Annotated in this window: 21 protein-coding genes, 1 tRNA gene and 1 pseudogene; 5 read left to right on the forward strand and 18 right to left on the reverse strand. The window is 73.0% G+C overall.

The annotated features are described in order from the left end of the window. Positions 1-142 precede the first annotated feature (142 nt). From OH807_RS22300 to OH807_RS22320, 5 genes and pseudogenes are all read right to left on the reverse strand, one after another. Positions 143-850: pseudogene (locus OH807_RS22300) on the reverse strand (NDP-sugar synthase); the annotation flags it as partial. A gap of 71 nt (positions 851-921) precedes the next feature. Next, a complete protein-coding gene (locus OH807_RS22305) occupies positions 922-1914 on the reverse strand; it encodes an SDR family NAD(P)-dependent oxidoreductase (RefSeq protein WP_406201658.1) in 993 nt (330 codons plus the stop codon). Between the two features lie 85 nt (positions 1915-1999). Continuing rightward, a complete protein-coding gene (locus OH807_RS22310) occupies positions 2000-3526 on the reverse strand; it encodes a hypothetical protein (protein WP_406201660.1) in 1527 nt (508 codons plus the stop codon). Beyond that, positions 3523-5025: a GT4 family glycosyltransferase PelF gene (pelF, locus tag OH807_RS22315; RefSeq protein ID WP_406201662.1), complete on the reverse strand. Its 1503-nt coding sequence runs from the start codon at positions 5023-5025 to the stop codon at positions 3523-3525. The genes OH807_RS22310 and pelF overlap by 4 nt, the downstream gene beginning before the upstream one ends. Positions 5026-5132: 107 nt before the next feature. Next, positions 5133-7484, reverse strand: coding sequence for a hypothetical protein (locus OH807_RS22320; RefSeq protein WP_406201664.1), 2352 nt, complete (start codon positions 7482-7484; stop codon positions 5133-5135). Between the two features lie 411 nt (positions 7485-7895). Here OH807_RS22320 and OH807_RS22325 point away from each other — a divergent pair, with 411 nt between their 5' ends. Further along, the gene (locus OH807_RS22325; protein WP_406201667.1) at positions 7896-8900 is read left to right on the forward strand and encodes a tyrosine-protein phosphatase; all 1005 of its coding nucleotides are present in this window, start codon (positions 7896-7898) and stop codon (positions 8898-8900) included. Between the two features lie 30 nt (positions 8901-8930). Here the strand turns inward: OH807_RS22325 and OH807_RS22330 are convergent, their stop codons facing one another. The 8 genes from OH807_RS22330 to OH807_RS22365 all read right to left on the reverse strand — a co-directional run bounded on the left by OH807_RS22330 (position 8931) and on the right by OH807_RS22365 (position 14161). Continuing rightward, entirely contained in the window at positions 8931-9848 is a 918-nt protein-coding gene (locus tag OH807_RS22330; RefSeq protein ID WP_406201669.1) for an RNA polymerase sigma factor SigF, read from the reverse strand. 168 nt (positions 9849-10016) lie between these two features. After that, complete coding sequence (locus OH807_RS22335) at positions 10017-11120, reverse strand: RNA polymerase sigma factor SigF (protein WP_406201672.1); 1104 nt, start codon at positions 11118-11120, stop codon at positions 10017-10019. A gap of 269 nt (positions 11121-11389) precedes the next feature. Then, on the reverse strand, positions 11390-11683 hold the full coding sequence (locus OH807_RS22340) for a Dabb family protein (protein ID WP_406201675.1): 294 nt from the start codon (positions 11681-11683) through the stop codon (positions 11390-11392). Between the two features lie 61 nt (positions 11684-11744). After that, positions 11745-11909: a hypothetical protein gene (locus OH807_RS22345; RefSeq protein ID WP_174315669.1), complete on the reverse strand. Its 165-nt coding sequence runs from the start codon at positions 11907-11909 to the stop codon at positions 11745-11747. 451 nt (positions 11910-12360) lie between these two features. Next, positions 12361-12450, reverse strand: a tRNA-Ser gene (locus tag OH807_RS22350). A gap of 81 nt (positions 12451-12531) precedes the next feature. Next, positions 12532-13071 (reverse strand): tRNA adenosine(34) deaminase TadA, encoded by a 540-nt coding sequence (gene tadA / locus OH807_RS22355; protein WP_406201677.1) that lies wholly within the window; start codon positions 13069-13071, stop codon positions 12532-12534. 39 nt (positions 13072-13110) lie between these two features. Further along, a complete protein-coding gene (locus OH807_RS22360) occupies positions 13111-13647 on the reverse strand; it encodes a hypothetical protein (RefSeq protein ID WP_406201680.1) in 537 nt (178 codons plus the stop codon). A gap of 277 nt (positions 13648-13924) precedes the next feature. Further along, positions 13925-14161, reverse strand: a complete 237-nt coding sequence (locus tag OH807_RS22365; RefSeq protein WP_406201683.1) for a hypothetical protein — start codon at positions 14159-14161, stop codon at positions 13925-13927. A gap of 184 nt (positions 14162-14345) precedes the next feature. Here OH807_RS22365 and upp point away from each other — a divergent pair, with 184 nt between their 5' ends. Then, positions 14346-14981, forward strand: a complete 636-nt coding sequence (gene upp, locus OH807_RS22370; RefSeq protein ID WP_406201685.1) for a uracil phosphoribosyltransferase — start codon at positions 14346-14348, stop codon at positions 14979-14981. Positions 14982-15082: 101 nt separating this feature from the next. Here the strand turns inward: upp and OH807_RS22375 are convergent, their stop codons facing one another. Both OH807_RS22375 and OH807_RS22380 read right to left on the reverse strand, forming a co-directional pair. Next, positions 15083-15736 carry a LytR C-terminal domain-containing protein gene (locus tag OH807_RS22375; RefSeq protein ID WP_406211118.1) on the reverse strand — a complete coding sequence of 218 codons (654 nt, stop codon included), beginning with the start codon at positions 15734-15736 and terminating at the stop codon, positions 15083-15085. A gap of 235 nt (positions 15737-15971) precedes the next feature. Next, on the reverse strand, positions 15972-16268 hold the full coding sequence (locus tag OH807_RS22380) for a type II toxin-antitoxin system VapB family antitoxin (protein ID WP_030061387.1): 297 nt from the start codon (positions 16266-16268) through the stop codon (positions 15972-15974). Between the two features lie 149 nt (positions 16269-16417). On the opposite strand from OH807_RS22380, the gene OH807_RS22385 reads away from it, so the two are divergent. Continuing rightward, positions 16418-18031, forward strand: a complete 1614-nt coding sequence (locus tag OH807_RS22385) for a helicase HerA-like domain-containing protein (RefSeq protein ID WP_406201688.1) — start codon at positions 16418-16420, stop codon at positions 18029-18031. Positions 18032-18204: 173 nt separating this feature from the next. On the opposite strand, the gene OH807_RS22390 is transcribed toward OH807_RS22385, so the two are convergent. After that, positions 18205-19371: a hypothetical protein gene (locus tag OH807_RS22390; RefSeq protein WP_406201690.1), complete on the reverse strand. Its 1167-nt coding sequence runs from the start codon at positions 19369-19371 to the stop codon at positions 18205-18207. Between the two features lie 111 nt (positions 19372-19482). Next, on the reverse strand, positions 19483-20154 hold the full coding sequence (locus OH807_RS22395; protein WP_406201692.1) for a rhomboid family intramembrane serine protease: 672 nt from the start codon (positions 20152-20154) through the stop codon (positions 19483-19485). A gap of 106 nt (positions 20155-20260) precedes the next feature. Here OH807_RS22395 and OH807_RS22400 point away from each other — a divergent pair, with 106 nt between their 5' ends. Together OH807_RS22400 and OH807_RS22405 are read left to right on the forward strand one after the other, a co-directional pair. Next, a complete protein-coding gene (locus OH807_RS22400) occupies positions 20261-20779 on the forward strand; it encodes a YbhB/YbcL family Raf kinase inhibitor-like protein (RefSeq protein WP_406201695.1) in 519 nt (172 codons plus the stop codon). 12 nt (positions 20780-20791) lie between these two features. Then, a complete protein-coding gene (locus OH807_RS22405) occupies positions 20792-21676 on the forward strand; it encodes a hypothetical protein (RefSeq protein ID WP_406201697.1) in 885 nt (294 codons plus the stop codon). A gap of 12 nt (positions 21677-21688) precedes the next feature. Here OH807_RS22405 and OH807_RS22410 read toward each other — a convergent pair whose 3' ends face one another. Beyond that, positions 21689-22657, reverse strand: coding sequence for a helix-turn-helix transcriptional regulator (locus OH807_RS22410; RefSeq protein ID WP_406201699.1), 969 nt, complete (start codon positions 22655-22657; stop codon positions 21689-21691). Positions 22658-22743 lie beyond the last annotated feature (86 nt).

Consider the following 22743-nt stretch of genomic DNA (forward strand, 5'->3'; position numbering starts at 1 on the left):
CCCGTCCGTCGTTGTCGGGACCGACCGCGGCCACGGCGGCCACGGTGGCCACGGTGGGCTGGCCCGCGGCGTCCGCCTCGGTGCGGGCGGCCGGGATCGGCGGCTCCTGACCGTTCGGGACGGCGTACAGGCCCTCGGGCTCGCCGGGCATCAGCTGCGAGCGGATCTGCGCGAACTCGGCGTTGGCCCGGTCGTAGTCGTCCGGGCGGCCGATGTCGAGCCAGTAGCCGCCGAACTCGTAGGCGGCCGGCGGGGTCTCGGCGGCCAGCAGGTCGAGCACCAGCTCGTCGAAGCCGAGCGGCAGGCCGGGGGTGTACGTGGCGAGCGCCGAGCGGGAGACCCCGTAGACGCCCATCGAGACCCGGTAGTCGATGCTCGGCTTCTCCTGGAAGCCGGTGATGGAGCCGTCCTCGGTGGTCAGCACACCGAAGTCGATCTTCACCTGGCGGGCGTAGGTGGCGATGGTGAGCGGTGCCCCGGACGCCTCGTGGTGCTTGAGCACCCCGGCGAAGTCCAGGTCGGTGAGGATGTCGCCGTTCATCACCAGGAAGTGCTCGGGCAGCCGGTCCTGCATGGTGAGCAGCGGGCCCATGGTGCCGAGCGGGCTGTCCTCGACGGCGTAGCCGACCCGCAGCCCCCACTGGGAGCCGTTGCCGACGTAGGCGCGGATGATGTGGCCGAGGTGGCCGATGGCCAGGGTGACGGTCTTGAAGCCCGCGGCGGCGAGCTGGCGCATCACGATCTCCAGGATCGCGTGCTGGTCGCCGATCGGAACGAGCGGCTTGGGGAGCGCGGTGGTGTAGGGACGAAGGCGAACGCCCTTACCGCCGGCCAGGATCACTGCGTGCATGGTGTTTCCCCCACGGAAGTCGGTGCGACAGGGACCTTTGGTTACCAGTGGAGCCGGGAAGGTGCGGCGGATCAGACGTTGTAGATGTCGGTCTTGTAGCGGGCCAGGTTGGCCGGGTCGCGGAAGAACTCGATGGTCTGCTCCAGGCCCTCCTCCAGGGAGAACTGCGGGGCCCAGCCGGTGGCCGTGCGCAGCCGGGTGGCGTCGGCGACCAGGCGCATCACCTCGGAGTTGGCCGGGCGGATGCGCTGCTCGTCCTCCTGCACCAGGAGGTCGACGCCCATCAGCTTGCCGACCAGGGTGACCAGGTCGCCGACCGAGATCTCGCCGCCGGTGCCGGCGTTGAAGGTCTTGCCGACCACCGTCTCCGCCGGGGCGGTGCCGACGGTGCGGAAGGCGTTGGCGGTGTCCTTCACGAAGGTGAAGTCACGGGTCGGGCGCAGGTCGCCGAGGGTGATCACGGTCTCGCCGGCCGCGACCTGGGCGATCACCGTCGGGATGACGGCGCGCATCGACTGGCGCGGGCCGAAGGTGTTGAACGGGCGCAGCGTGACGACCGGGGTCCCGAAGCTGGCGTGGTAGCTGTCGGCCAGGCGGTCCCCGCCGGCCTTGGAGGCCGCGTAGGGGGACTGGGTGTTGATCGGGTGGTCCTCGGTGATCGGCACGGTCTGCGCGGTGCCGTAGGTCTCGCTGGTGGAGGTGTGCACCAGGCGGGGGATCTCCAGGTGGCGCACGGCCTCCAGCACGTTGAGGGTGCCGGTGACGTTGGTGTCGACGTACGAGTGCGGGGCCCGGTAGGAGTACGGGATCGCGATCAGGGCGGCCAGGTGGTAGACCGCCTCGGTGCCCTTCACCAGGCCGTTGACCGAGCCCGGGTCCCGGACGTCGCCGAGGACGATCTCGACCGACTCCAGCACCTCCTCGGGGAGGGTCTCCAGCCAGCCGAACGACGAGAACGAGTTGTACTGGACCATCGCGCGGACCTGGTGGCCGTCGGCGACCAGGGTCTCGACGAGGTGGGAGCCGATGAAGCCCTCGGCTCCGGTGACGGCGACGCTGCTCATGGTGAATCGCTTTCTTTCTCTCGGGGACTTGTTCGTTCGCCCCCCGGCCGGGCGTGGACGGTGTGGTGGCCCGGCCGGGTGTGGATCAGCGGTGCTTGGTGGTGCGGCCGAGCACGGGCCCGGCGATGGCGGTGAGGAGGGCCGCCGCTGCGCCGCAGCCGATCAGCTGCAGGGCGGTCGGATCCGCACCGGTCAGCAGCCCGGCGCATTCGCCGCCCGCAGCTGCCAGACAGATCAGGGCGGTGGTCCAGCTGAGCCCGAAGGCGTTCAGCAGCAGGGCCACCCAGAGCGAGCCGCCGAGCAGCAGCAGCGCACCGAGCTCCGGGACGCCGAGCGCCGGGGCGCCGGGCCAGAGCACGGTGGCGGCGGCGTCCAGCGCGGCCACGGTGGTGAGGTAGATGAACAGGCAGCCGAGCAGCACGCCGCCGGTGCGGCGGGCGAACGCGGCGGGGGTGTGGCTGGTCCGCAGTCCGGCCACGGCCATCGCCCGGTACCGGAAGAGCAGCCACTCGGCGAGGCCGAGACTCAGCGTCAGCGCGATCATGGCCGGCCCCGTCGGGCTGGTCGACACGCCGACGGCGGCTCCGGTCCGGACCGCCTGGTGGACGGTGGTGCCGAGGCCGGCGATCAGGGTGAGGGTGCCGACCGCCAGCCCGAAGAGCAGGTGCGGCACCTCGTGCCGGATCGGCAGCTTCAGCACCGTGGCGTCCTGCTCGCTGCGCAGGCAGCGGGCCAGCTCCCGGGCGGCCAGCCCGACCGCCAGCCCCAGCGAGGCCAGCAGCACCACGGTCCGCACCAGTTGCGGTACGTCCACGGCGAGCACCACGCCGGCCCCGACCGCGGACGGTGCCAGCGCGAGCAGCAGGAACTTCTCCCGGCCGAGCACCAGCAGCACGGTGGCCGCCGCCAGGTAGCCGGACTGCCCGGCGGCGAAGCAGAGTGAGCCGAGCGGTCCGCCGACCACGTACCCGGCCGTGGCCGCGATCAGCGCCCCCAGCGGTGCGCCGACGGCGAGGCAGAACCCGGCCGCCCGGCGCCGGCCGCGGCCCAGCCAGGCGTACGAGCGGTGGGCCAGCGCCTGGTTCCAGGACCAGCTGACCAGCGTGGCCACCGAGAGCGCGAGCATCCCGGAGGGGAGGCCGAAGCGCATCCGGGTGGCCGCGAAGAGGTTGGCGCCCAGCAGGTAGCCGAGCCCGGGCAGGGCGAAGACCAGGCCGCGGACCACGCAGCGCCAGGGGTCGGCCCGCCAGGGGTTGGCGAACTCGGCGCTCGGGCCCGGGTAGCGGCGCTGGACCTTCTCGAACAGCTCCTCGGCGACGGTGAACGCGTCGGGCCGGCCGTACAGCAGCCCGGCCTGCTCGTCGGAGAGGCCGTCGGACTCCAGGAAGGCCGCGATCTCGTACGGGTGCACGGCGTCGGCGCAGACGTCGGTGAGCCGCTCGGCGAGTTCGTCCAGCGGGTCGGGGGAGAGGTCGAGCTGCTCCTCCGGCTCCGTCGGCTGCGCGGGCAGGTCCGGCCGGCGGCGCTTGCGCGGGAGGGTGCGCAGCTGCACGGTCTGCTCGGCCCAGTCGGGACCGGCCTCGTCCGGAACGAGGCGCAGGGGCCCGCTCATGCACCCACCTCGCTGCGTTCGGCGGCGGCCAGGGGCTCCCAGGCGTCGGGGGCGGTGTCCGTCACGGCGACCACGCCGTGCGGGAGCCAGCGGGAGGTGCCCAGCAGCTCGGTGTAGATGCCGCGGAAGCCGTCGATGTTCTGGCGGAGGGTGAACTGCTCGATCACCCGGAGCCGGGCCTGTTCGCCCAGGCGGGCGCGGCGCTCCGGGTCGCGCAGCAGCTCGATGGCGGCGGCGGCCATCGGTTCGGGTTCGCGGGGCGGGACGACCAGGCCGGTGTCGCCGACGGCCTCGCGCACGCCGCCCACGTCGGTCGAGACGGTGGAGCGGCCGCAGGACATCGCCTCGATCAGGGTGAACGGGAAGCCCTCGCTGATGCTGGAGAGCATCACCACGTTCCCCGCCGCGTACGCGTCGGTGATGTCGGCGACGCGGCCCTCGAAGGCCACCGAGTCGGTGATGCCGAGCTCGGCGGCCAGGGCTATGCAGCCGTCGCGGTAGGCCTCGCCGCCCTTGGGCGTGCCGCCGAACAGCCGCAGCCGGGCGTCGGGTATCTCCTGGCGGACGATGGCGAACGCCCGGATCAGCGTCTCCAGGTCCTTGATCGGGTCGACCCGGCCGGCCCAGCTGAGCGTCGGGGTCTCCGGCTCCGGCCCGGCGGGCGGGAAGGCGGCCGGGTCCACGCCGTTGTAGACGGTCCGGATGTGCGCGGACGGGGTGCCGCCGCGCTCCTCCCAGCGCCGGTTGTACCGGTTGCCGGGGGTGACGAGGGCGGCCCGCCGGTAGCTCTCCTCGGCGAGCATCCGGTAGAAGCCCAGCAGCAGTGCCTTGACCGGCCAGCGGTACGGGCCGGTGCGGTAGCCGAGGTAGCGCTCGCGCAGGTAGATGCCGTGCTCGGTGAGCAGGAACGGCACGTCGTACTGCTGCGAGGCGATCAGCCCGGGCAGGGTGGCCAGGCCGCCGCTCGCGGCGTGCGCGACGCCCTCGGTGGGCGGCTCGACCGACAGCGGGCGCAGCGCGTGCTCCAGCAGGTCGGTGGCGTTGAGCGCGTCGTGCAGGGTCGGCCGGGAGACGGCCGTGGAGAGGTAGTCACGGGTCCAGACGTGCTGGAGGGCGCGCAGGGCGCGCTCGCTGCGCAGCGCCGGGCTGAGCAGCCCGCGCCGGGCGAGGTCGGCGAAGCCGTACAGCTCGGTGCCGAAGTGAGTGGTGTAGACCGGGTCCAGGATGGAGTGCAGGAAGCGCTCGTACGCGTTGAGGAAGCGCCGCATCTCTCTGCCGCGCGGGGCTCTGCCCTCGGACGCAGGCCCCCAGAGCGGTGCCGTGGTGACCGACCGCACGTTGGCGGGCAGCTCCCACGCCAGCGGTTCGTGGCCGGTGCCGGTGACGGCGATGATGTCGAAGTCGACGTCCGGCATGCCCTGGACGAGCTGGTCGCACCAGACGCTCACGCCGCCGTGCTGGTGCGGGTACGTCCCCTCGGTGAGCAGGGTGACGCGCATGGCCTTCCCCCCTCCTGTCCTTACGTCAAGCGTCCGGCCCGGAGGGCCGGTCGGGTGCCGGTGGCGGGGCCGGGGGACGGCCCGGCCCCACCACCGGTATCACCTGTCTAGCGGGTGCCGGAGTGCCCGGCGGTCTTCTTGGCCGGTTCGGCCTTCCCCCCGGAGGCCTTGCCGTTCTGGGCGCCGCCCTTGGCGGTGCCCGGGGTGGTGCTCTTGACGCCCTTGCCGGCGACCGGGGCCCCGCTGCCGGGGACCAGCACCGGTGCGTCGGTCCGCGCGGTGTCGCTCGGACCGGCCGGGACGGCGTCGGCGGTCCCCTGCGGGACCACCTTCTTGTCGGCCGGCGCCGGAGCGGTCACCGACTTGGCGGCGACGTTCGGCGCGACCGTCACGGTCGCCGGGGTGGCGGCTGCGGTCAGCTTCAGCGTGACGCTGCTCTGGAGCTGTGCGGGCTTCACCCAGCCAGACAGCGTACCGGCGTAGGCGGTGCCGAACGCGGTGGTTCCGATGGACAGCTTCTGGGTGGTACCCGTCGGCATGGTGGCCTGGATCTGAACACCGGCCGGAGCGGCCACCGTCACGGTGTCGCCGACCCGGTACGCGGTGACCTGGCCGGCGGACAGGGCCGCGTTCCAGGCCGCACGGCGCTGGAACTCGGCGCCGATGTCCTTCTGCGGCAGGTTCACGATCGGGGCGTTGTCGGCGTGCAGCGAGCGGTAGGTGGAGAGGATCTTCTCCAGCACCGGGTAGACGATCCGGTCCTCGGACAGGTTCGACTGGTGGATGAAGTGCGGACGCGGGTCGTTGCTCAGCACGTGGCCGAGGTCGATCCGGGCCTCCAGCGGCACGATGTACGACTGGAAGCCGGTGTTGACGTCCAGCGGCGCCGGCAGGCAGGTGGAGTTGGCGTTGCTCTCGCAGACGCCGCTGCCGCCGTTGGCCGCGCTGGTGTAGATCCAGTTGTACTCGTCGGCCTCCTCCTTCGCCGTGCCGGCGTTGTAGAAGACGTTCATCGGGTACCGCGGCACCGTCAGCGTGGACGACCCGACGGCCCGCTGGGCGGGCTCGCGGGAGGCGTCGCTGGCGGTCCACTTGACGCCGTTGGCGACCAGCGAGGGCGCCAGGTACGGGTTGTCGCTGGTCTCCTGCGGGGCGGTCAGCAGGCCGGAGTGCTCGCCGGTGACCAGCTCGGTCTTGTCGATGACGAGACCGTGCGCCGCTGCCCAGTCGATGTTGTTCTTGATCTGGGACGTGATGGTGGCCTGGTCGACCCAGACGGTGTTGCCGGTGGCGTCCTTGGTGCACTTCCACGGCACCACGGAGACGTCCTGCAGGCAGCCCAGGTACGGGTGCGTGTAGGTGTGGTTGACCCACCGGTAGCTGCTCTGGTCGGCGACCATCTGGTTCACCACCGGGTCGGCGGTGACCGTGTGGTCGGCCTTCCAGTCCTCGCTGCCACCGCCGTTGAACACCATGTCCATGGTGAAGTTGTTGGCGGTCTGCCACTGCTTCGCGTACTGCGCGTCGGTCGGCGTCATCCGGATCGGGTTGGCCGTCTCGGGCGTGCCGGGCGGGCAGGTGACGTCGCCGGGGGTGCACTTCAGTGCGGTGTCCCAGCGGTCGTCGGCCAGGAAGACGTCGTCGACGTGGGCCGCGAAGTAGTTGCGGTCGTAGCCGAGGTGGACCCCCTGGGTGATCCAGTCGACTATGCCGCGCGCCAGCAGCCGGTACTGCTGCTGGTACTGGTTGTAGACGAAGGTGACGACCAGCTCCTTGCGGCCGTCGTGGCTGTACTCGCCGACCAGCGAGCCGCGGGCGGTGGAGCCGGGGATCGGGGCGTCGACGAGCGGCGTGAACGTGGCGCCGGCCGGCAGGGTGGCCAGCGGGGTGGCCAGGTAGCCGTAGCTCTCGTCCACGGCCGGGTCGTTGTCCTCGAACGGGACAGCGCCCTTCAGGTAGCCGAACGGGCCGGACAGGCCCGCGCCGGTGACCTGGCCCTGGACGCCGTCCAGCTTGCCCATGTACCCCGGGTCGGCGGCCCAGTTCAGGCCGACGTCGGGCTGGGCATAGGTGTAGGCGTCGACCTGGCGGACGCCGAACGCGGCCTCGTACGTGGCGAGGGCCGTCATCTCGGCGGAGCCGGCGGCGAACGGGTTGTTGTTGGGCATGACGATGCCCTGGTACTTGCCGCGCGGCTGGCCGTTGACCGTGTCACTGAGGAACGCGGCATCGATGACCGGGCGGTTGGCGTCGTTGAGATCGACGATCTTGTACGGGGCGCCCTGGCTCTTCAGTTCGGCGGCGATGGCCGCCGTCGCGGGTCCGCCGTCGCTGATCACCAGGACCGTGAGGTCGATCCTGGGGGCTGTGGTGGCACCGTGTGCGAGGGACGACTGCAGGCCGCCGGCCAGCAGGACTGCTGCCGCGCACGCGGCAACTCTTCGGGTCGCTCGACCCATGTGTGTTCCTCCCCTGGGCAGGGCGCTCCGCTGCTCGGCGCTTCCTGCCCTGTCGCTGTTCGCGGGCAGCAGGCTGCCCGGCGCCCATCCTGGTGGAGACTCCGCACCGATTGGGACCAAATGGGCAGGAGTGCAGCGAATCTGTTACCAACGTTCATGGCGATGCCATGAAGGCGCTGATTGTGGCCGGAAGTGCCCTCGCAACGCAAATAATGAATTGAAAATTAATCCCGGCGCCCGAGTGTTACCGCTGGTCACCCAACGTACGGCCGGGGCTGGTGTGGTGCGCCCTACACTGGCGGGGTTGCGCATGACACTCTTGCACATCCACCTGTTTCGTTGGGCAGGTTCATGCAATATCGCGCAGGGTTGTGCCATGTCACCGTCCGAATATCCAATGGAGGCAGCCGCGTGACCGAGCAGCAGACCGGGACTCCCGCTATCGGGGCCCTCCGAAATGCCCCGCAGGTACCCGCGGCGGGTGCCGCGGAGAGCTCCGGGGAGGCCATCGGGGAGGCCGCGGCGGAGGCCCGGAGCCTGGGTCTGCGCGGGGCCGTCAACGCCCGCGATCTCGGCGGCTACCGGACCGCCGACGGCCGGGTGCTGCGGCACGGCGTCGCCCTGCGCAGCGACGGCCTCAACCGGCTCACCGAGGAGGACCTCGACCTGCTCGGCGCGCTCGGCCTGCGCCAGGTGGTCGACCTGCGCAGCCTGGACGAGGTCCGGGAGACCGGGCCGGACCGGGTCCCCGGTCTGCCGGTCGCCGCCATCGCGGCCGCCGAGCTGTCCGCCTCGCCGATCACCGTGGAGCGCACCACCCCGGACGGCACGACCCTGCACCACCTGCCGGTCTTCGCCGCGGACTTCGACATCTACGTCGCGCTGCGCGACGCCCTGGCCGACCGCAGCCCGGAGAAGCAGCGCGCCCTGCTCGGCGACGGCCGGGCCACCGCGATGATGACCGGCCTGTACCGGTGGTTCGTCACCGACCCGGTCGCCCGCGACCGGTTCGCCACCGTGCTGCGCCTGCTGGCCGCGCCGGACGGCGCGCCGCTGCTGTTCCACTGCTCGGCCGGGAAGGACCGCACCGGCTGGACGGCCGCGCTCCTGCTCACCGCCCTCGGGGTGGACCGCGGGACGGTCTTCGCCGACTACCTGCTCACCAACGAGCGCTCCGCCGCGATCGTCGAGCACGTCGTCGACAGCTTCGGCACCCGCGGCCTGATGCAGGAACCGGAGCTGCTGCTCCCGGTCTTCCGGGCGGAGCGCGGCTACCTGGAGGCGGCCTTCGAGGAGGTCGAGGCCGGCTGGGCCGGCTTCGAGGCCTTCTGGCAGGACGGGCTCGGGCTGGACGACGACGTGCTGGCGGGCCTGCGGGCCAACCTGCTGGAGCCCGGGCCGCCCGGCCCTCGCTGATCAGGCCCTCGTTGGTCAGGCCCTCGTTGGTCAGCCCTCGCTGATCAGGCCCTCGCGCAGCTGGGTGAGGGTCTTGGTCAGCAGCCGGGAGACGTGCATCTGGGAGATGCCGATCTCCTCGCCGATCTGCGACTGGGTCAGGTTGCCGAAGAACCGCAGCATGATGATCCGGCGCTCCCGCGGCGGCAGCTTGGCCAGCAGCGGCTTCAGCGACTCGCGGTACTCGACGCCCTCCAGCGCGAGGTCCTCGTAGCCGAGCCGCTCGGCCAGCGGGCCGTCGCCGTCCTCCTCGCCGGGGCTGGAGTCCAGGGAGCTGGCGGTGTACGCGTTGCCCACCGCCAGGCCCTCGACCACGTCCTCCTCGCTGACGCCCAGGCAGACGGCGAGCTCGGCGACGGTGGGGGAGCGGTCCAGCCGCTGGGCCAGGTCGTCGCCGGCCTTGGTGAGCGCCAGCCGCAGCTCCTGCAGCCGCCGGGGCACCCGGACCGACCAGCTGGTGTCCCGGAAGAAGCGCTTGATCTCGCCGACCACCGTCGGCATCGCGAAGGTCGGGAACTCCACCCCGCGCTCCGGGTCGAACCGGTCGATGGCCTTGATCAGGCCGATCGTGCCGACCTGGACGATGTCCTCCATCGGCTCGTTGCGGCTGCGGAACCGGGCCGAGGCGTACCGGACCAGCGGCAGGTTGAGTTCGATCAGGGTGTCGCGGACGTACGTGTGCTCCGCACTGCCCGGCTCCAGGACGGCCAGCCGCAGGAAGAGCGAGCGCGACAGCGTCCGGGTGTCCAGCCCGGCGCCGGACTGGACGCCCGGGTTGTGGGGCCCGGGGGCGGGCGGTGCGCTCCCGGTCCGCTGGACCGGGATCCGGTCGACGGCCGAGGCGCCCTCGGCCGCACTCTCGTGGGCCGGTCCAGCGTGGATCTCCGCAGTGCCCAGTTCTCCGGACATGCACCCACCCCCTTGTGACTGACGGTTCAACGGGCGCCGTCCTGGGAACGTTCCCCGTGCGGCTTCTCCCCCTGCATACCGGCTCACGATCCCCGGCAAACCCGAACGTCGCAAGATGTCACGCGGCAGTAACGCGCAGCGATCCCGGCCCGCCCGGGCCGGCCGCGGTCAGCCCTCCCAGGAGTTCCCGGTCCGGAGCCTGGTCAGGATGCGCGAGAGCAGCCGGGAGACGTGCATCTGGGACATCCCCAGCTCGGTGCTGATCTGGGACTGCGTCAGGTTGGCGAAGAACCGCAGCATGACGATCCGCCGCTCCCGCTCCGGCAGCTGGACCAGCAGGTGGCGGACCATGTCCCGGTGCTCGACCTCGGCCAGCGCCGAGTCCTCGTAGCCGAGCCGGTCCAGCAGGGCGAGACCGCCCTCGTGCTCCTGCGCGGCCTCCAGCGAGGCCGCGTTGTACGCCCGGCCGGCGTCCAGGCAGGCCCGGACGTCCTCCTCCGGGATGCGCAGGCTGGCGGCGATCTCGGGCACCTTGGGGGCCCGGCCGTGGGTCACCGTCAGCTCCTCCATCGCGCCGCTGACCTGGACCCAGAGCTCCTGGAGCCGGCGCGGGACGTGCATGGTGCGGACGTTGTCCCGGAAGTACCGCTTGATCTCGCCGAGGATGGTCGGCAGCGCGTAGGTCGGGAACTGGACGCCGCGGGTCGGGTCGAACCGGTCGATCGCGTTGATCAGGCCGATCGTGCCGACCTGGACCACGTCCTCCATCGGCTCGCTGCGGCTGCGGAACCGGGTGGCGGCGTAACGGACCAGCGGGATGTTGACCTCGATCAGGGCGGCCCGGACGCGTTCCCGCTCGGGGGCGTCCGGGGGCAGTTCGGCGAGCCGTTCGAAGAGCACCCGGGTCAGCGTCCGGACGTCCACCACGGGGCGGCCGCCGGGGCCGCGCAGGCCGTCCGTCCGCAGTTCGCCGGCCGGGCTGATGATGGCGGCCAGCACCTCGTCGGGCGGGGCCGCCTGGGCCGGTGGCGCCGATGGGGCCAGCGGTGCCGCCTGGGCCGGTGGTGCCGATGGGGCTGCCGGGGGCTGTGGGGCCTGCTGGGCGGGCGGGCCGCCCTGTGGTGGTGGCTGGGCCGGTGCCGGGGTGCTTGCGGCCGGTGGAGCCGCGGCCGGGGCCGCGGCGGGCGCCGGTGCGGCGGCCGGCGGCCCGGTCTCTGTGGCGGCCTGCCCGGTATCGGTGCCCGGCGCGCTCCCTGGTGTCCGCACGGACACGTCACCCCTCCCAAAGTCGACAACGGTTGGGACTTGCGGATCGGGCGTCGCGTCTCGGGTCACCACCTCGCCATGTCCGGCAAAACCGGTCATAGCATCACAAGGCGGGCGCAGGTCGGGCAAGCACCACGTGGAGGTGTGTTGGTGCTGTGCCGGTGCTTCACGGGCTCTGCCGGCCGGGCCGCCGGAGGACCGTTCCTGGACAGAGCAAGGCGCCCCGCCCGGGTCTCGGGCGGGGCGCCGGGGTCCGTCCGGGGGATGGCCCGGGGTCAGACCTCGATGTCGGCGATCACCCAGGTGGCGAACTCGCGCCACTGGCCGGCCGCGGCCTGGTGGGCCGGGTGGGTGAGGTAGGCCTGCAGCGCCTCGCGGTCGTCGACCAGGCTGTTGATGGCGTAGTCGTACGCGATGTCGCGCTCGGTGGTGTTCCAGCCGCAATCCCACTCGCGCAGCTCGGGAACGACCGGGCCGAGCGCCGCGAAGGCCTCGGCGCCGGCGAGCGCGCGCGCGTCGTCCTTGCGGACGCCTTCGTTGAGCTTGAACAGGACCAGGTGCCGGATCACGATGCCGCTCCTCGCGGACGGGGGCTGAGGGACGGGCCCACCGTAGCCGGTGCCGGAGGGGCTACTTCACCAGCCCGGTCATGAAGGTGCCGATCGCCTTGGCGGCGTTGGAGATGCCCTCGAACCCCAGCTGGACGAGTTCGGCGGCGCGGGCCGGCGAGGTGATGATCGTGTAGAGCACGAAGACGAGCAGGAGGACCATGCCGATCTTCTTCGCCTGCGCCATCCGCGGACCTTCCTCCCTGCCGTGGGCCGCCGCCGTCCGGTCCCCGAGCGGCCCTCTGCATTGGGCAGCTTATCCACCGGACGGCCTATCAAGTGTGCGACGCGTTCGCCCGGCGGGACGAAGGTCCCCGCGAGTGGGGCCTTTCTCCGGGTGCCCCGGAGCGGTGCTTCGAGCAGGATGGGTGGCGTACCGGGGATCTGGCAGGAGCCTCCGGTACGTGGATCCGGAGCTCCCCGCTGTGGGACCGGTGCCGTGGCTTCCCCCCTGACACGGCACCGGTTGTGGGACTCCGCCGGGGGAGCGGTCTCCCCCCGAACCGCTCCCCCTCCAGGCTCCGTGCTCGACGGGCGTTGGTGGTCATCGGCCCTGAGTGCGGAGCCCCTTTCCGCGGATGAGGGTGCGCGGAAACGACGAGGGCCCCGACCGTCTCCGGTCGGGGCCCTCGTGCTGCTGGCGGTAGCGGTGGGATTCGAACCCACGGTGAAGTTGCCCCCACACACGCTTTCGAGGCGTGCTCCTTTGGCCGCTCGGACACGCTACCGAGGGGAACTCTACCGGACGGGTGGCGCCGTCACGAAATCCGTATCGGGCGGGTACCCCGCGGGTGCTCGGCGGTGGGTGCTCAGCGGTGGGTGTCGAAGAAGGCGCGGAGCTGCTCGGCGCAGGCGTCGGCGAGGACGCCGTGGACGACCTCGGGGCGGTGGTTGAGCCGGCGGTCGCGCATCACGTCGAAGAGCGAGCCGGCGGCGCCGGCCTTCTCGTCGAGGGCGCCGTAGACCACCCGGTCGAGCCGGGACAGGACGATGGCGCCCGCGCACATGGTGCAGGGCTCCAGGGTGACGACCAGGGTGCAGCCGCCGAGCCGCCACTCGCCGACGTGTGCGGCGGCCTCGCGGATCGCGACCACCTCGGCGTGCGCGGTCGGGTCGCCGACCGCCTCGCGCTCGTTGTGGCCGCGTCCGATCACCTCGCCGCCGGGGCCCAGCACGAGCGCCCCGACCGGGACGTCCCCGGTGGCCGGCGCCAAAGCGGCCTCGGCGATGGCGAGGCGCATCGGCGCCGCCCAGCGGTCGCGGACCGGGTCGGGGCGGACGGGGGCGGGGAGCGGGGCCACCCGGGGGGTGGCCGGCGGGGCTGCCTGGCGGGCGGACGCGGACTGCATGGCATCCAGTGTCCGGCATCCGGTGCGGGGCACCGGCCGCTACCGGACGGCCTCCAGCACCTCGCCGCAGCCGAGGGCCTCGGCGATCTCCTCCAGGGCGTCGCCCGGCACCGCGCCCTCGCCGCTGAGGGCGAGCAGCTGGTCGGAGGGCAGCCCGAACTCGCCGAGCAGGTGCGAGTCGCCGAGCGGGCCGACCGGGACGCCGCCGTGGGCGTCGTCCTCGTCCTCCTGCTCCTGCGCCTCGTCCTCCAGCTCGGCGACCAGGTTGTCGAGGTCGCCGAACTCGCTCTCGCCGGCCTGGTCGACCAGCTCGTCGGTCAGGACGGAGCCGTACGAGCTGCGGGCGGCGGCGGCGCCGTCCGACACGAAGATCCGCGGATCCTCCTCGCCGTCCACCCGGACGATCGCGAACCAGGCGTCCTCCTGTTCGACGAAGACCAGGACGCTGTCGTCGTCCCGGGCCGCCGCGCGGGCCAGGTCGGCCAGGTCGGCCAGGGTTTCGACACTGTCGAGCTCCGTCTCGCTCACATCCCACCCGTCCTCGGTGCGAGCAAGCACTGCAGCGAAGTACGCCACCAGGACACTCCCAAGATCTCGGTCTCGGCTGTCGGCGCGCTCGGGCAACGCGGAACCTGGCCGCCCCCGCGCCAGAGGCGGCCCGCTGTTCGGACCGTCCCCTCGGAATCGTGACAGAAAGCCCGGCTTTGCGGGGGGTGTTCGGCAGCGCGTCTTTGCAGGTCGTGTCGGAAGGACCGGCCCGGGGCCGGTGAGCGCCCGCCGGTCCCGGGCCGGTACCGCTCGAACGGGGGCCGGACGGGCGCCGGACGGGCGTCGGAGTGTCGCGGCGGGCCCGTCAGAAGCGGAAGGTTCGCATCCGCATCGCTTCGCGCATGCGGCGCTCCTTGGTCCGGCGGGGCTGGACCCGCTCTCGCAGTTCGCGCGCCTCGGCCAGCTCGCGCAGGAAGACGGTCCGCCGCTTGCGGCGTTCCGCCTCGGTCTCCGGATGGTCCGGGGGTCGGTCCGAGCGCCCGCCCGACAGGCCCGGGAGCCCGTCCGCCGAGCCGTCCCCGGTCCTCGGGTTGCTCGTCATAGGACCTGACCTTCCCAGATCGGCCCGATTGATACCACAGGAGCCCGTTCCGTCCGGACATTCGCGGTGCGTCACGGCGCGTCACGGATGCGTGAGCCCGGGAGGGGGCCGTGCGGGGGGTGCGGTCGGCCGGGCGGGTCACGCTGTGTCGTACGGGCGTCCGGGCCCGGGCTAACCTCGACGTATGCGGACCCACGTCGTCGACCACCCGCTGGTCGCCCACAAGCTCTCCACCCTGCGCGACGAGCGCACCGACTCGCCGACCTTCCGTCGCCTGACCGACGAGCTGGTGACGCTCCTCGCGTACGAGGCCACCCGGGACGTCCGCACCGACGAGGTGGAGATCACCACGCCCGTGGCGGTCACCACCGGCACCCGGCTGAGCTACCCGCGCCCGCTGGTGGTGCCGATCCTCCGGGCCGGCCTCGGCATGCTGGACGGGATGACCCGTCTGCTGCCGACCGCCGAGGTGGGCTTCCTCGGCATGGTGCGCAACGAGGAGACCCTGGAGGCCTCCACCTACGCCACCCGGATGCCGGACGACCTCTCCGGCCGCCAGGTGTACGTGCTCGACCCGATGCTGGCCACCGGCGGCACGCTGGTCGCGGCGATCCGGATGCTGATCGAGCGGGGCGCCACCGACGTCACCGCCGTGGTGCTGCTGGCCGCGCCCGAGGGCGTCGCGGTGATGGAGAAGGAGCTGGCCGGCCTGCCGGTCACCGTCGTCACCGCCGCGGTCGACCAGCGGCTGAACGAGAACGGCTACATCGTGCCCGGCCTCGGCGACGCGGGCGACCGCCTGTACGGCACCGCGGGCTGAGCCCCGGCAGCGGACGACGAGAGCCCCCGGCGTGGTCGCCGGGGGCTCTCGTGCGTGCGGTGCGTGCCGTGCGGTGCGTCCGGAGCCGGAGGGGCTCGGGGTCAGCAGCTGCCCGTGGAGCTGGGGGTCGGGGAGGGCTTGGTGGCCAGGGCCAGCGCGGCCGCGGCCTGGGTCTCGTCCAGCAGGGTGTTGTAGCTGTCGCCGACGACGACGTCGACGGTGTTGTCGGTGCGCGCGTCGGTGGTGACGCTGGCCCCGGCGATCTGGGAGCTGATCAGCGTGGCGGCGCCGGCGCCTGCCGGGCCGGAGATCACCACGGCGGTGCCGGGCACCTTCTTGTCGAGCTCGGCCGGGGCGTTGCCCTTCTTGTCCACGGTGAAGCCGCGCTTCGTGAACTCCTCGGCCGTGCGCCCGGCGAGCCCGGCCTTGGCGGTGGCGTTGAAGACGTTCACCTTGAAGGCGGTCTGCTGCGGGATGGCGCGGGGGTCGCCGGTGGGCGCCGCGTCGGGGGTCGGGGTGGGTGCGGCCAGCGGCTTGCCGCTGGGGCTCGCGCAGGCCTGGGCCGAGGCGTTGCGCCCCTTGCCGGTGAAGATGTCGTAGAGCTGGACGCCGCCGAGGGCGATCAGCGCCAGGGCGAGCAGGGAGCCGATCAGGGCGAAGACCCTGCGGCTCTTCCGGGGTGGCCGGCCCAGCCGTGGATAGCTGTTGCCGGTGATGCGGTACTGCTTCCCCTTCAGGCCTTGGGGAGTCAACATGCTCACGGTTTGTCTCCCCCTCGTGCCAGGGCGGGGATCGGGTGACGGGTCGGCCGGACCGGCGGTTCGCCGTGGTCGCGGCCGTAGTCAGCAGACTAGTGCGGTACGGCTGCGAAGGTACTAAATGATCATCATCTGGAGTACGTCGGCACCCGAACGGGGGTAGCCGGGTACGAACCGACCGCCCTCCGGCGGGTGGCCGGACGGCGGCGGGGGAGCACGCGGGAGGAGCCCGTCACTCCATTTCGAGGACGCGGGCGTGCAGCACCTGGCGCTGCTGCAGCGCGGCGCGCACGGCGCGGTGCAGCCCGTCCTCCAGGTAGAGGTCGCCGTGCCACTTGACGACGTGGGCGAAGAGATCGCCGTAGAAGGTGGAGTCCTCCGCGAGGAGGGTTTCCAGGTCGAGTTGGCCCTTGGTGGTCACCAGCTGGTCCAGCCGCACCGGGCGTGGGGCGACGTCCGCCCACTGGCGGGTGCTGGTCCGGCCGTGATCCGGGTACGGCCGCCCATTGCCGATGCGCTTGAAGATCACACGGAAAGCCTACCGTTCGGACGGCGGATGGCCCAGCAGCCGCGGCGCCGCCACGCCCTCCGGCGTGAGCTGCGCAGGCGCGATTGCGGCTGTTTCATGGGAAATGTCGCGAACGTCGTTCCTCAGCTCTGCCTCTGGAGTGTGCCCCGATGACCACCGCCGAGCCGTCGCCCCCCGCCGTCGTCCCGTCCCCGGTGCGGGAGATCGCGGACGGATACGCCTTCACCGGGCCCGCCCTCGACCTCGGCGCGGTGCTGCTGGACGGCACCGCGTACCCCGGTGCCCCGGTCCGGATCCCGCTCGGCGTGCTGAACCGGCACGGGCTGGTCGCCGGTGCGACCGGCACCGGCAAGACCAAGACCCTCCAGCTGATCGCCGAACAGCTCTCCGCCCAGGGCGTTCCGGTGTTCCTGGCCGACATCAAGGGCGACGTCTCCGGCATCTCCGCACCCGGCACGCCCGGCGACCGGACGGCGGCCCGCGCCGCCGAGGTCGGGCAGGACTGGACGCCGCGGGCCTGCCCGACCGAGTTCTACGCCCTCGGCGGCCAGGGCACCGGCATTCCGGTCCGGGCCACCGTCACCAGCTTCGGCCCGCTGCTGCTGGCCAAGGTGCTGGACCTGAACGAGACCCAGGAGTCCTCGCTCGGCCTGGTCTTCCACTACGCCGACCGCAACGGCCTGGAGCTGTACGACCTGAAGGACCTCACCGCCGTCATCACCTTCCTCGCCTCGCCCGAGGGCAAGGAGGAGCTGAAGGGCATCGGCGGGCTCTCCACGGCGACCGCCGGCGTGATCCTGCGCTCGCTCACCATGCTGGAGAACGAGGGCGCGGGGGCGTTCTTCGGCGAGCCGGAGTTCGACACCGCCGAACTTCTGCGGACGGTCGACGGGGGCGCCGCCGGCCCGGAGGGCGGGGGCGGCCGGGGCGTCGTCTCGGTGCTGGAGCTGCCGGCGGTGCAGGACCGGCCGCGGCTCTTCTCCACCTTCCTGATGTGGCTGCTGGCCGACCTCTACCAGGAGCTGCCCGAGGTGGGGGACGTCGAGAAGCCCAAGCTGGTGTTCTTCTTCGACGAGGCGCACCTGCTGTTCAAGGGCGCGTCCAAGGCCTTCCTGGAGGCGATCACCCAGACCGTCCGGCTGATCCGCTCCAAGGGCGTCGGGATCTTCTTCGTCACCCAGACGCCGAAGGACGTCCCCGCGGACGTGCTGGCCCAGCTGGGCAACCGGGTGCAGCACGCACTGCGGGCCTTCACGCCGGACGACGCGAAGGCGCTCCGGGCGACGGTCTCCACCTTCCCGAAGTCGCCCGCGTACGACCTGGGCGAGGTGCTGACCTCGCTCGGCACCGGCGAGGCGGTGGTGACGGTGCTGTCCGAGAAGGGCGCGCCGACACCGGTGGCGGCGACCAGGCTGCGGGCGCCGCAGTCGCTGATGGGCCCGGTCGGGCCGGCCGACCTGCGGGCGGCGGTGGACGCCTCCGCGCTGACGGCCCGGTACCGGGACGCGATCGACCGGGAGTCGGCGTACGAGAAGCTGGCGGCCCGGGCGGCGCGGCCGGCGGCGGAGCCGGTGCCGGCGGGTGGCCGGGCGCCGGAGGAGCCGCGGCGGGCGCCCGAGGGGGAGGGGGAGAAGGAGGGCGGTGGGCTGCTCGGGTCGTTGCTGAGCAATCCGGCGCTCAAGTCCTTCGCCCGCTCGGCCGGGACGCAGCTCGGCCGGGAGATCTCGCGCAGCCTGTTCGGGACGTCCCGGCGGCGGCGCTAGGCCGCCGGTGCCTGTGCTGGTGGCTCCCCCTCGTCGGATGACCACGACGAAGGGGAGCACGGATTCCGTATCTTGGCATGACCAGGATGAGTCGCGCAGGTGAACGGTATTTCCGGGCCGGCCGCCCGTCCTCCGCCGCCCGGGCGGCGGCTGCTGCCGGGTGCCGCGCCGTGTCAGCCCCGGAGAGCGGCGCCGATCCGGTCCAGCGAGGAGAGCCGCATCAGGCCGTAGTGGTAGAACTCGACCTCCGGCACGCCCAGCTCCCGCAGCATGGCGATCTTGGCGGTGAGATTGGCCGGGCCGTCGCAGTCCGAGGCCATCGGGCGCAGGATCACCGCCATCTCCTGCGGGCGGACACCGTGCAGGGCGAAGGCGGCGAGCTTCTCCCGGACGGCCTCCGGCGTCCTGGCGTAGCCGAGCGTCTCGATCTGGTGGGCGGCCCCGGAGAGCGCGGGCAGGTCGATCCCGGAGAGCCGGCCCTTGCCCGGGCCGCCGCCGTCCATGAAGCTCAGCCGCATCCCGTGCCGCTGCGCCTCGGCGGCCACCTCGGCGGCCAGGGAGGTCACCGTCGCGGCGGAGGCGTCCAGGTACGCGGCGAGCGCGCCGCCCGCGAGCTCGTCCAGCGCGCCGGGCTCGGCGGCGGCCGCGTCGTCGGCCAGCCGGCGGCGCAGCTCGGTGCGGACGGCCGCGGCGACCTCGTCGGCCGGGACGCCCGCGCGGGTGGCGGCGGCGCGGCAGTGGTCGCAGAAGCAGATCCCGAGCAGGGCCTCCGCGACGGGGCCCAGCTCCTCGAAGTACCGCTCGTGGTGGTAGCCGTGGCGCAGGCCGTGGAAGTGCAGCGACTCCGCGCGGACGGCGTCGACCCCGTACCGGGCCAGCTCGCCGACCAGCGTCACCGCGTACTCCCGGACCTCCGGATTCGCGGGGCAGAGCTCGGTGAGGTGGCGGTCGCCGAAGGCGTTGGCGGGCGCGCAGTCCGGGTGCTCGAAGCCGAGCCGGTCGTTGTGGCAGAAGACCGTCCAGGCGTGCAGTTTGAGGCCGCGGCGCCGGGCCTCGGCGGCGGCCTCGGCGAACGGGTCGCGGTCGCCGATCGCGCTGGAGGGGGTGGGGCGCAGCCGGCGGCCGGCCCAGCGGGCCGGGTCGGGCCGGAAGTAGGCGGCGCCGGGCTCCAGGTAGCGGATCACCCGGCGCGGGTTGTGCGGGAAGACGTCCCGGGCCTCGTGGTAGACCGAGGCGAGGGTGACGCCGCCGACGCCCGCCCGGTCGGTGAGGTGGTGGAAGAAGGTGTCGGCGCCTTCGTCCAGCAGGTCGGTGGCGAAGGCGAGGACGGACGACTCCACGGTGCGGCTCCGGAGCAGGGGGCGGGTGCCCTCCCACGCTAGCCGGAGGGGTGCGATTGGTCTATACCTGACCGGCGGCCCGGGGGCGTGTCGCGAACGGCCGGGCCGGGCCTAGAGGCCGAGGTCGTCGAGCTGCTTGTGCAGGTCGGCGCGCGGGCCGGCGGCGCCCGCGGCGGCCGGGGCCGGTGCCGCGGCGGTGGCCGTCCGCGGGCCGCGGTTGCGGAAGAGCCAGGCGCCGACGAGGCCGCCCAGCAGCCCGCCGAGGTGGCCCAGCCAGCTGATCCCCTCGGACACCGGCAGGACGCCGATCAGGAGGTAGGAGTACACCGCGGCGATCACGATGCCGATCGCCGCGTCCAGCAGGTTGCGGTCGAGCACGCCGCGCAGCACCACGTAGCCGAAGTACCCGTAGACCATGCCGCTCGCGCCGACCGTCACCGCCTCCGGGCGCTCGAAGAGCCAGATCGTCAGGCCGCCGCTGACCAGGATCACCAGCGAGACCCAGAGGAACTTCGCCATGCCGCGGTAGGCCGACAGGAAGCCGAAGGCGAACAGCGGCCAGGAGTTCGCCTCGATGTGGTCCCAGCTGCCGTGCAGGAGCGGCATGGTGAACATGTCCGGCAGCTCGTCCAGGCGCTGCGAGCGGAGGCCGTACTCGGTCGAGAGCCCGTAGTCGTCCATCCAGTTCACCAGCTGCACCAGCCAGATGACGGCCAGGACGCCGAGCATGGTGAACAGCGCGCGTCGGGAGTCGGCGAGCAGGCGGGTGAAGGTGGAGACCATGTCCCGACTCTAGGACGGGCTCGTGCCGCTGCGCACCCCACTATGGTGAATCGTGTCGGCCGGCCCGGATCCGGGCCGGTCCCGGTCTGCCGAGAGGTGAGCATTCATGAGTGTTCGTCCGCCGCTGCCCTACGAGTTCCTGCCGCCGGTGCCGTCGTTCGTACTGACCAGTCAGGACCTCTCCGAAGGCGGCACCCTGGCCGACGAGTTCATCCACGGGGGCGGCAACCTCTCGCCGCAGCTGGCCTGGTCCGGGCTGCCCGAGGGCACCCGGTCCGTCGCGGTCACCTGCTTCGACCCGGACGCGCCGACCGGCTCCGGCTGGTGGCACTGGCTCGCGCTCAACCTGCCCGCCGACACGGACGGCCTGGTGCGCGGCGCCGGCTCCTCGGACGCGGACCTGCCCGGTGAGCGCTCGTTCCACGTGCGCAACGACTTCCCCGGCAAGCAGTACGACGGCGCCGCCCCGCCGCCCGGCGCGCCCCACCGGTACGCGTTCGCGGTGCACGCGCTGGACGTGGACGCGCTCGACGTCTCCGCGGACACCCCGGCGGCGCAGGTCGGGTTCCACATCACCTTCCACACCCTGGCCCGTGCGGTGATCACGGCCGAGTACGGGGTCTGAGACCCTCTCTGGGTGAACGAACCGGTGGAGGTCTGGCGGCTGCCCGCGCACGAGTTCGCGGCGGGCCGCCGCGCCCCCGGCTGGACGGTGGGGCCGGCCGGCGAGCTGGCGGTGCTGCTGGTGTCCGAGGACGGCCCGGCGGCGTGGTCCCGCGGGCCGGGCCGCGGCCTGCCGTACGACGCCGAGCTGGTGACGGTGGGGCCCGGCGGCGAGCGGCGGTCCGGGCTGAGCGACGTCGGTGTCCGACCGGACCACCTGGCCCTGCTCCCCGGCGGCCGGACGCTGGTGGCGTGCGCCGGCCTCGAGGGGGCGCCGGGCGGCTGGGAGCACAACGCCGTCGTGCACGGGCCCGACGGCAGGCCGGCCCGGGAGCTGACGCTCGGTCACGACATCCAGGCCCTGGTGACCGACCGGGACGGCCGGATCTGGATGGCCTTCGGCGACGAGGGCGTCTACGGCGACCACCCCGCCTCGCAGGCCGGCCTGCTGGGGACGGACGCGGCGGGCCGGACGGTGTGGAGCCCGCGGCGGGGCGAGCTGCCCGGGTATCCGCTGGAGGGGCTGGCAGGCGCGACCGAGGGCCGGGCCGTCTGGCTGGCCTGGTACCCCGACAGCCGGGGGAGCCATCTCACCAGGATCGACCCGTCGACCGGGACGTCCTCCTCGCTCCGGCTCCCGGTGCGCCTGCCGGTCGGATTCGCGATCGACGGGCGCCGGGCGGTCTTCCTGCTCGGCTCGGGCGAGTTGGTGTGGTGCGAGCTGACCGGCAAGGAGTGGCGGGAGCGCCGGCGTGAGCGGCTCCGGGTGCCCGGGGAGCTGGACCGGGGGCGGGCGTTCGGCCGGGACGGCGTGCTCCGGTTCCGGTCGGGGAACGGCTGGTACCGGGTGGTGGCGTAGCGGCCGGCGAGGTCAACTGCCGCTGTCCGCGGCGCGGTTGGCGCGGGCGGCCAGGGCGCGCAGGTGGGCGTGCAGCTCCGGCGGCTCGTGCACCTCGAACTCGCAGCCGAGCATGAGCAGCCGCATCGACAGCCATTCGAGGGAGTCCGCCCGGGAGTGGAGGCGGCAGGTGTCCGCGTCGATCGGCTCGACCGAGGAGTCGGTGGCCCCGTGCAGCCGGCGCCGGACCTCGGCGGCCGGGGCGTGCAGGGTGGCGTCCACGGTGTACACCGGTGCGGGGCGGCGGAGCTTGCTCGCCACGTACGCGGCCGCGTCCTCGGCGGGGAGCCGGCGCGGGGTGAAGCGGACGCCGGTGGCGAAGGGCCGGCTGAGCCGGTCGACGCGGAAGAGCCGCCAGTCGTCGCGGTCCAGGTCGAAGCCGACGAGGTACCAGCGCCGGCCCGCCGAGACCAGGCGCTCGGGCTCCACCTGGCGGCGGGTCTCGGCGCCGTCCCCGGCCCGGTAGTCGAACCGGAGCCGCTCCCGGGCGGTGACGGCGCCCGCCAGCACGGTGAGGTCCTCCGGCTCGACGGTCGCGCCGTCGCCGGTGAGCAGCGGGACGGTGGCCGCGTTCAGCGCGCCGACCCGGTGGCGCAGGCGCCCGGGCAGCACCTGGAGCAGCTTGCCGAGCGCGCGGACCGAGGCCTCCTCGATGCCGACCACCGCGTGTCCGGCGCCGGCCCGGAGGCCGACCGCGATCGCCACCGCCTCCTCGTCGTCCAGCAGCAGCGGCGGCATCGCCGTTCCGGCCACCAGGCGGTAGCCGCCGACGGCGCCCATCGTCGCCTCGACCGGGTAGCCGAGCGCGCGGAGCCGGTCGATGTCGCGGCGGATCGTCCGCGCGCTGACCCGGAGGCGGTCGGCCAGCTCGCTGCCGGGCCACTCGCGCGGGGTCTGGAGCAGGGAGAGCAGGTTCAGCAGCCGGGCCGGGGTGTCGGTCATGGCAACCAGGATGCCGGACAAGGCGGACAGGAGCTGACCTACATGGCCCGTATCGTCGCTGTCGTGCCGAAGAGCGAGACAGAGGA

The sequence above is a fragment of the Kitasatospora sp. NBC_01560 genome (genome assembly GCF_045208415.1).
GTDB lineage: Bacteria > Actinomycetota > Actinomycetes > Streptomycetales > Streptomycetaceae > Kitasatospora.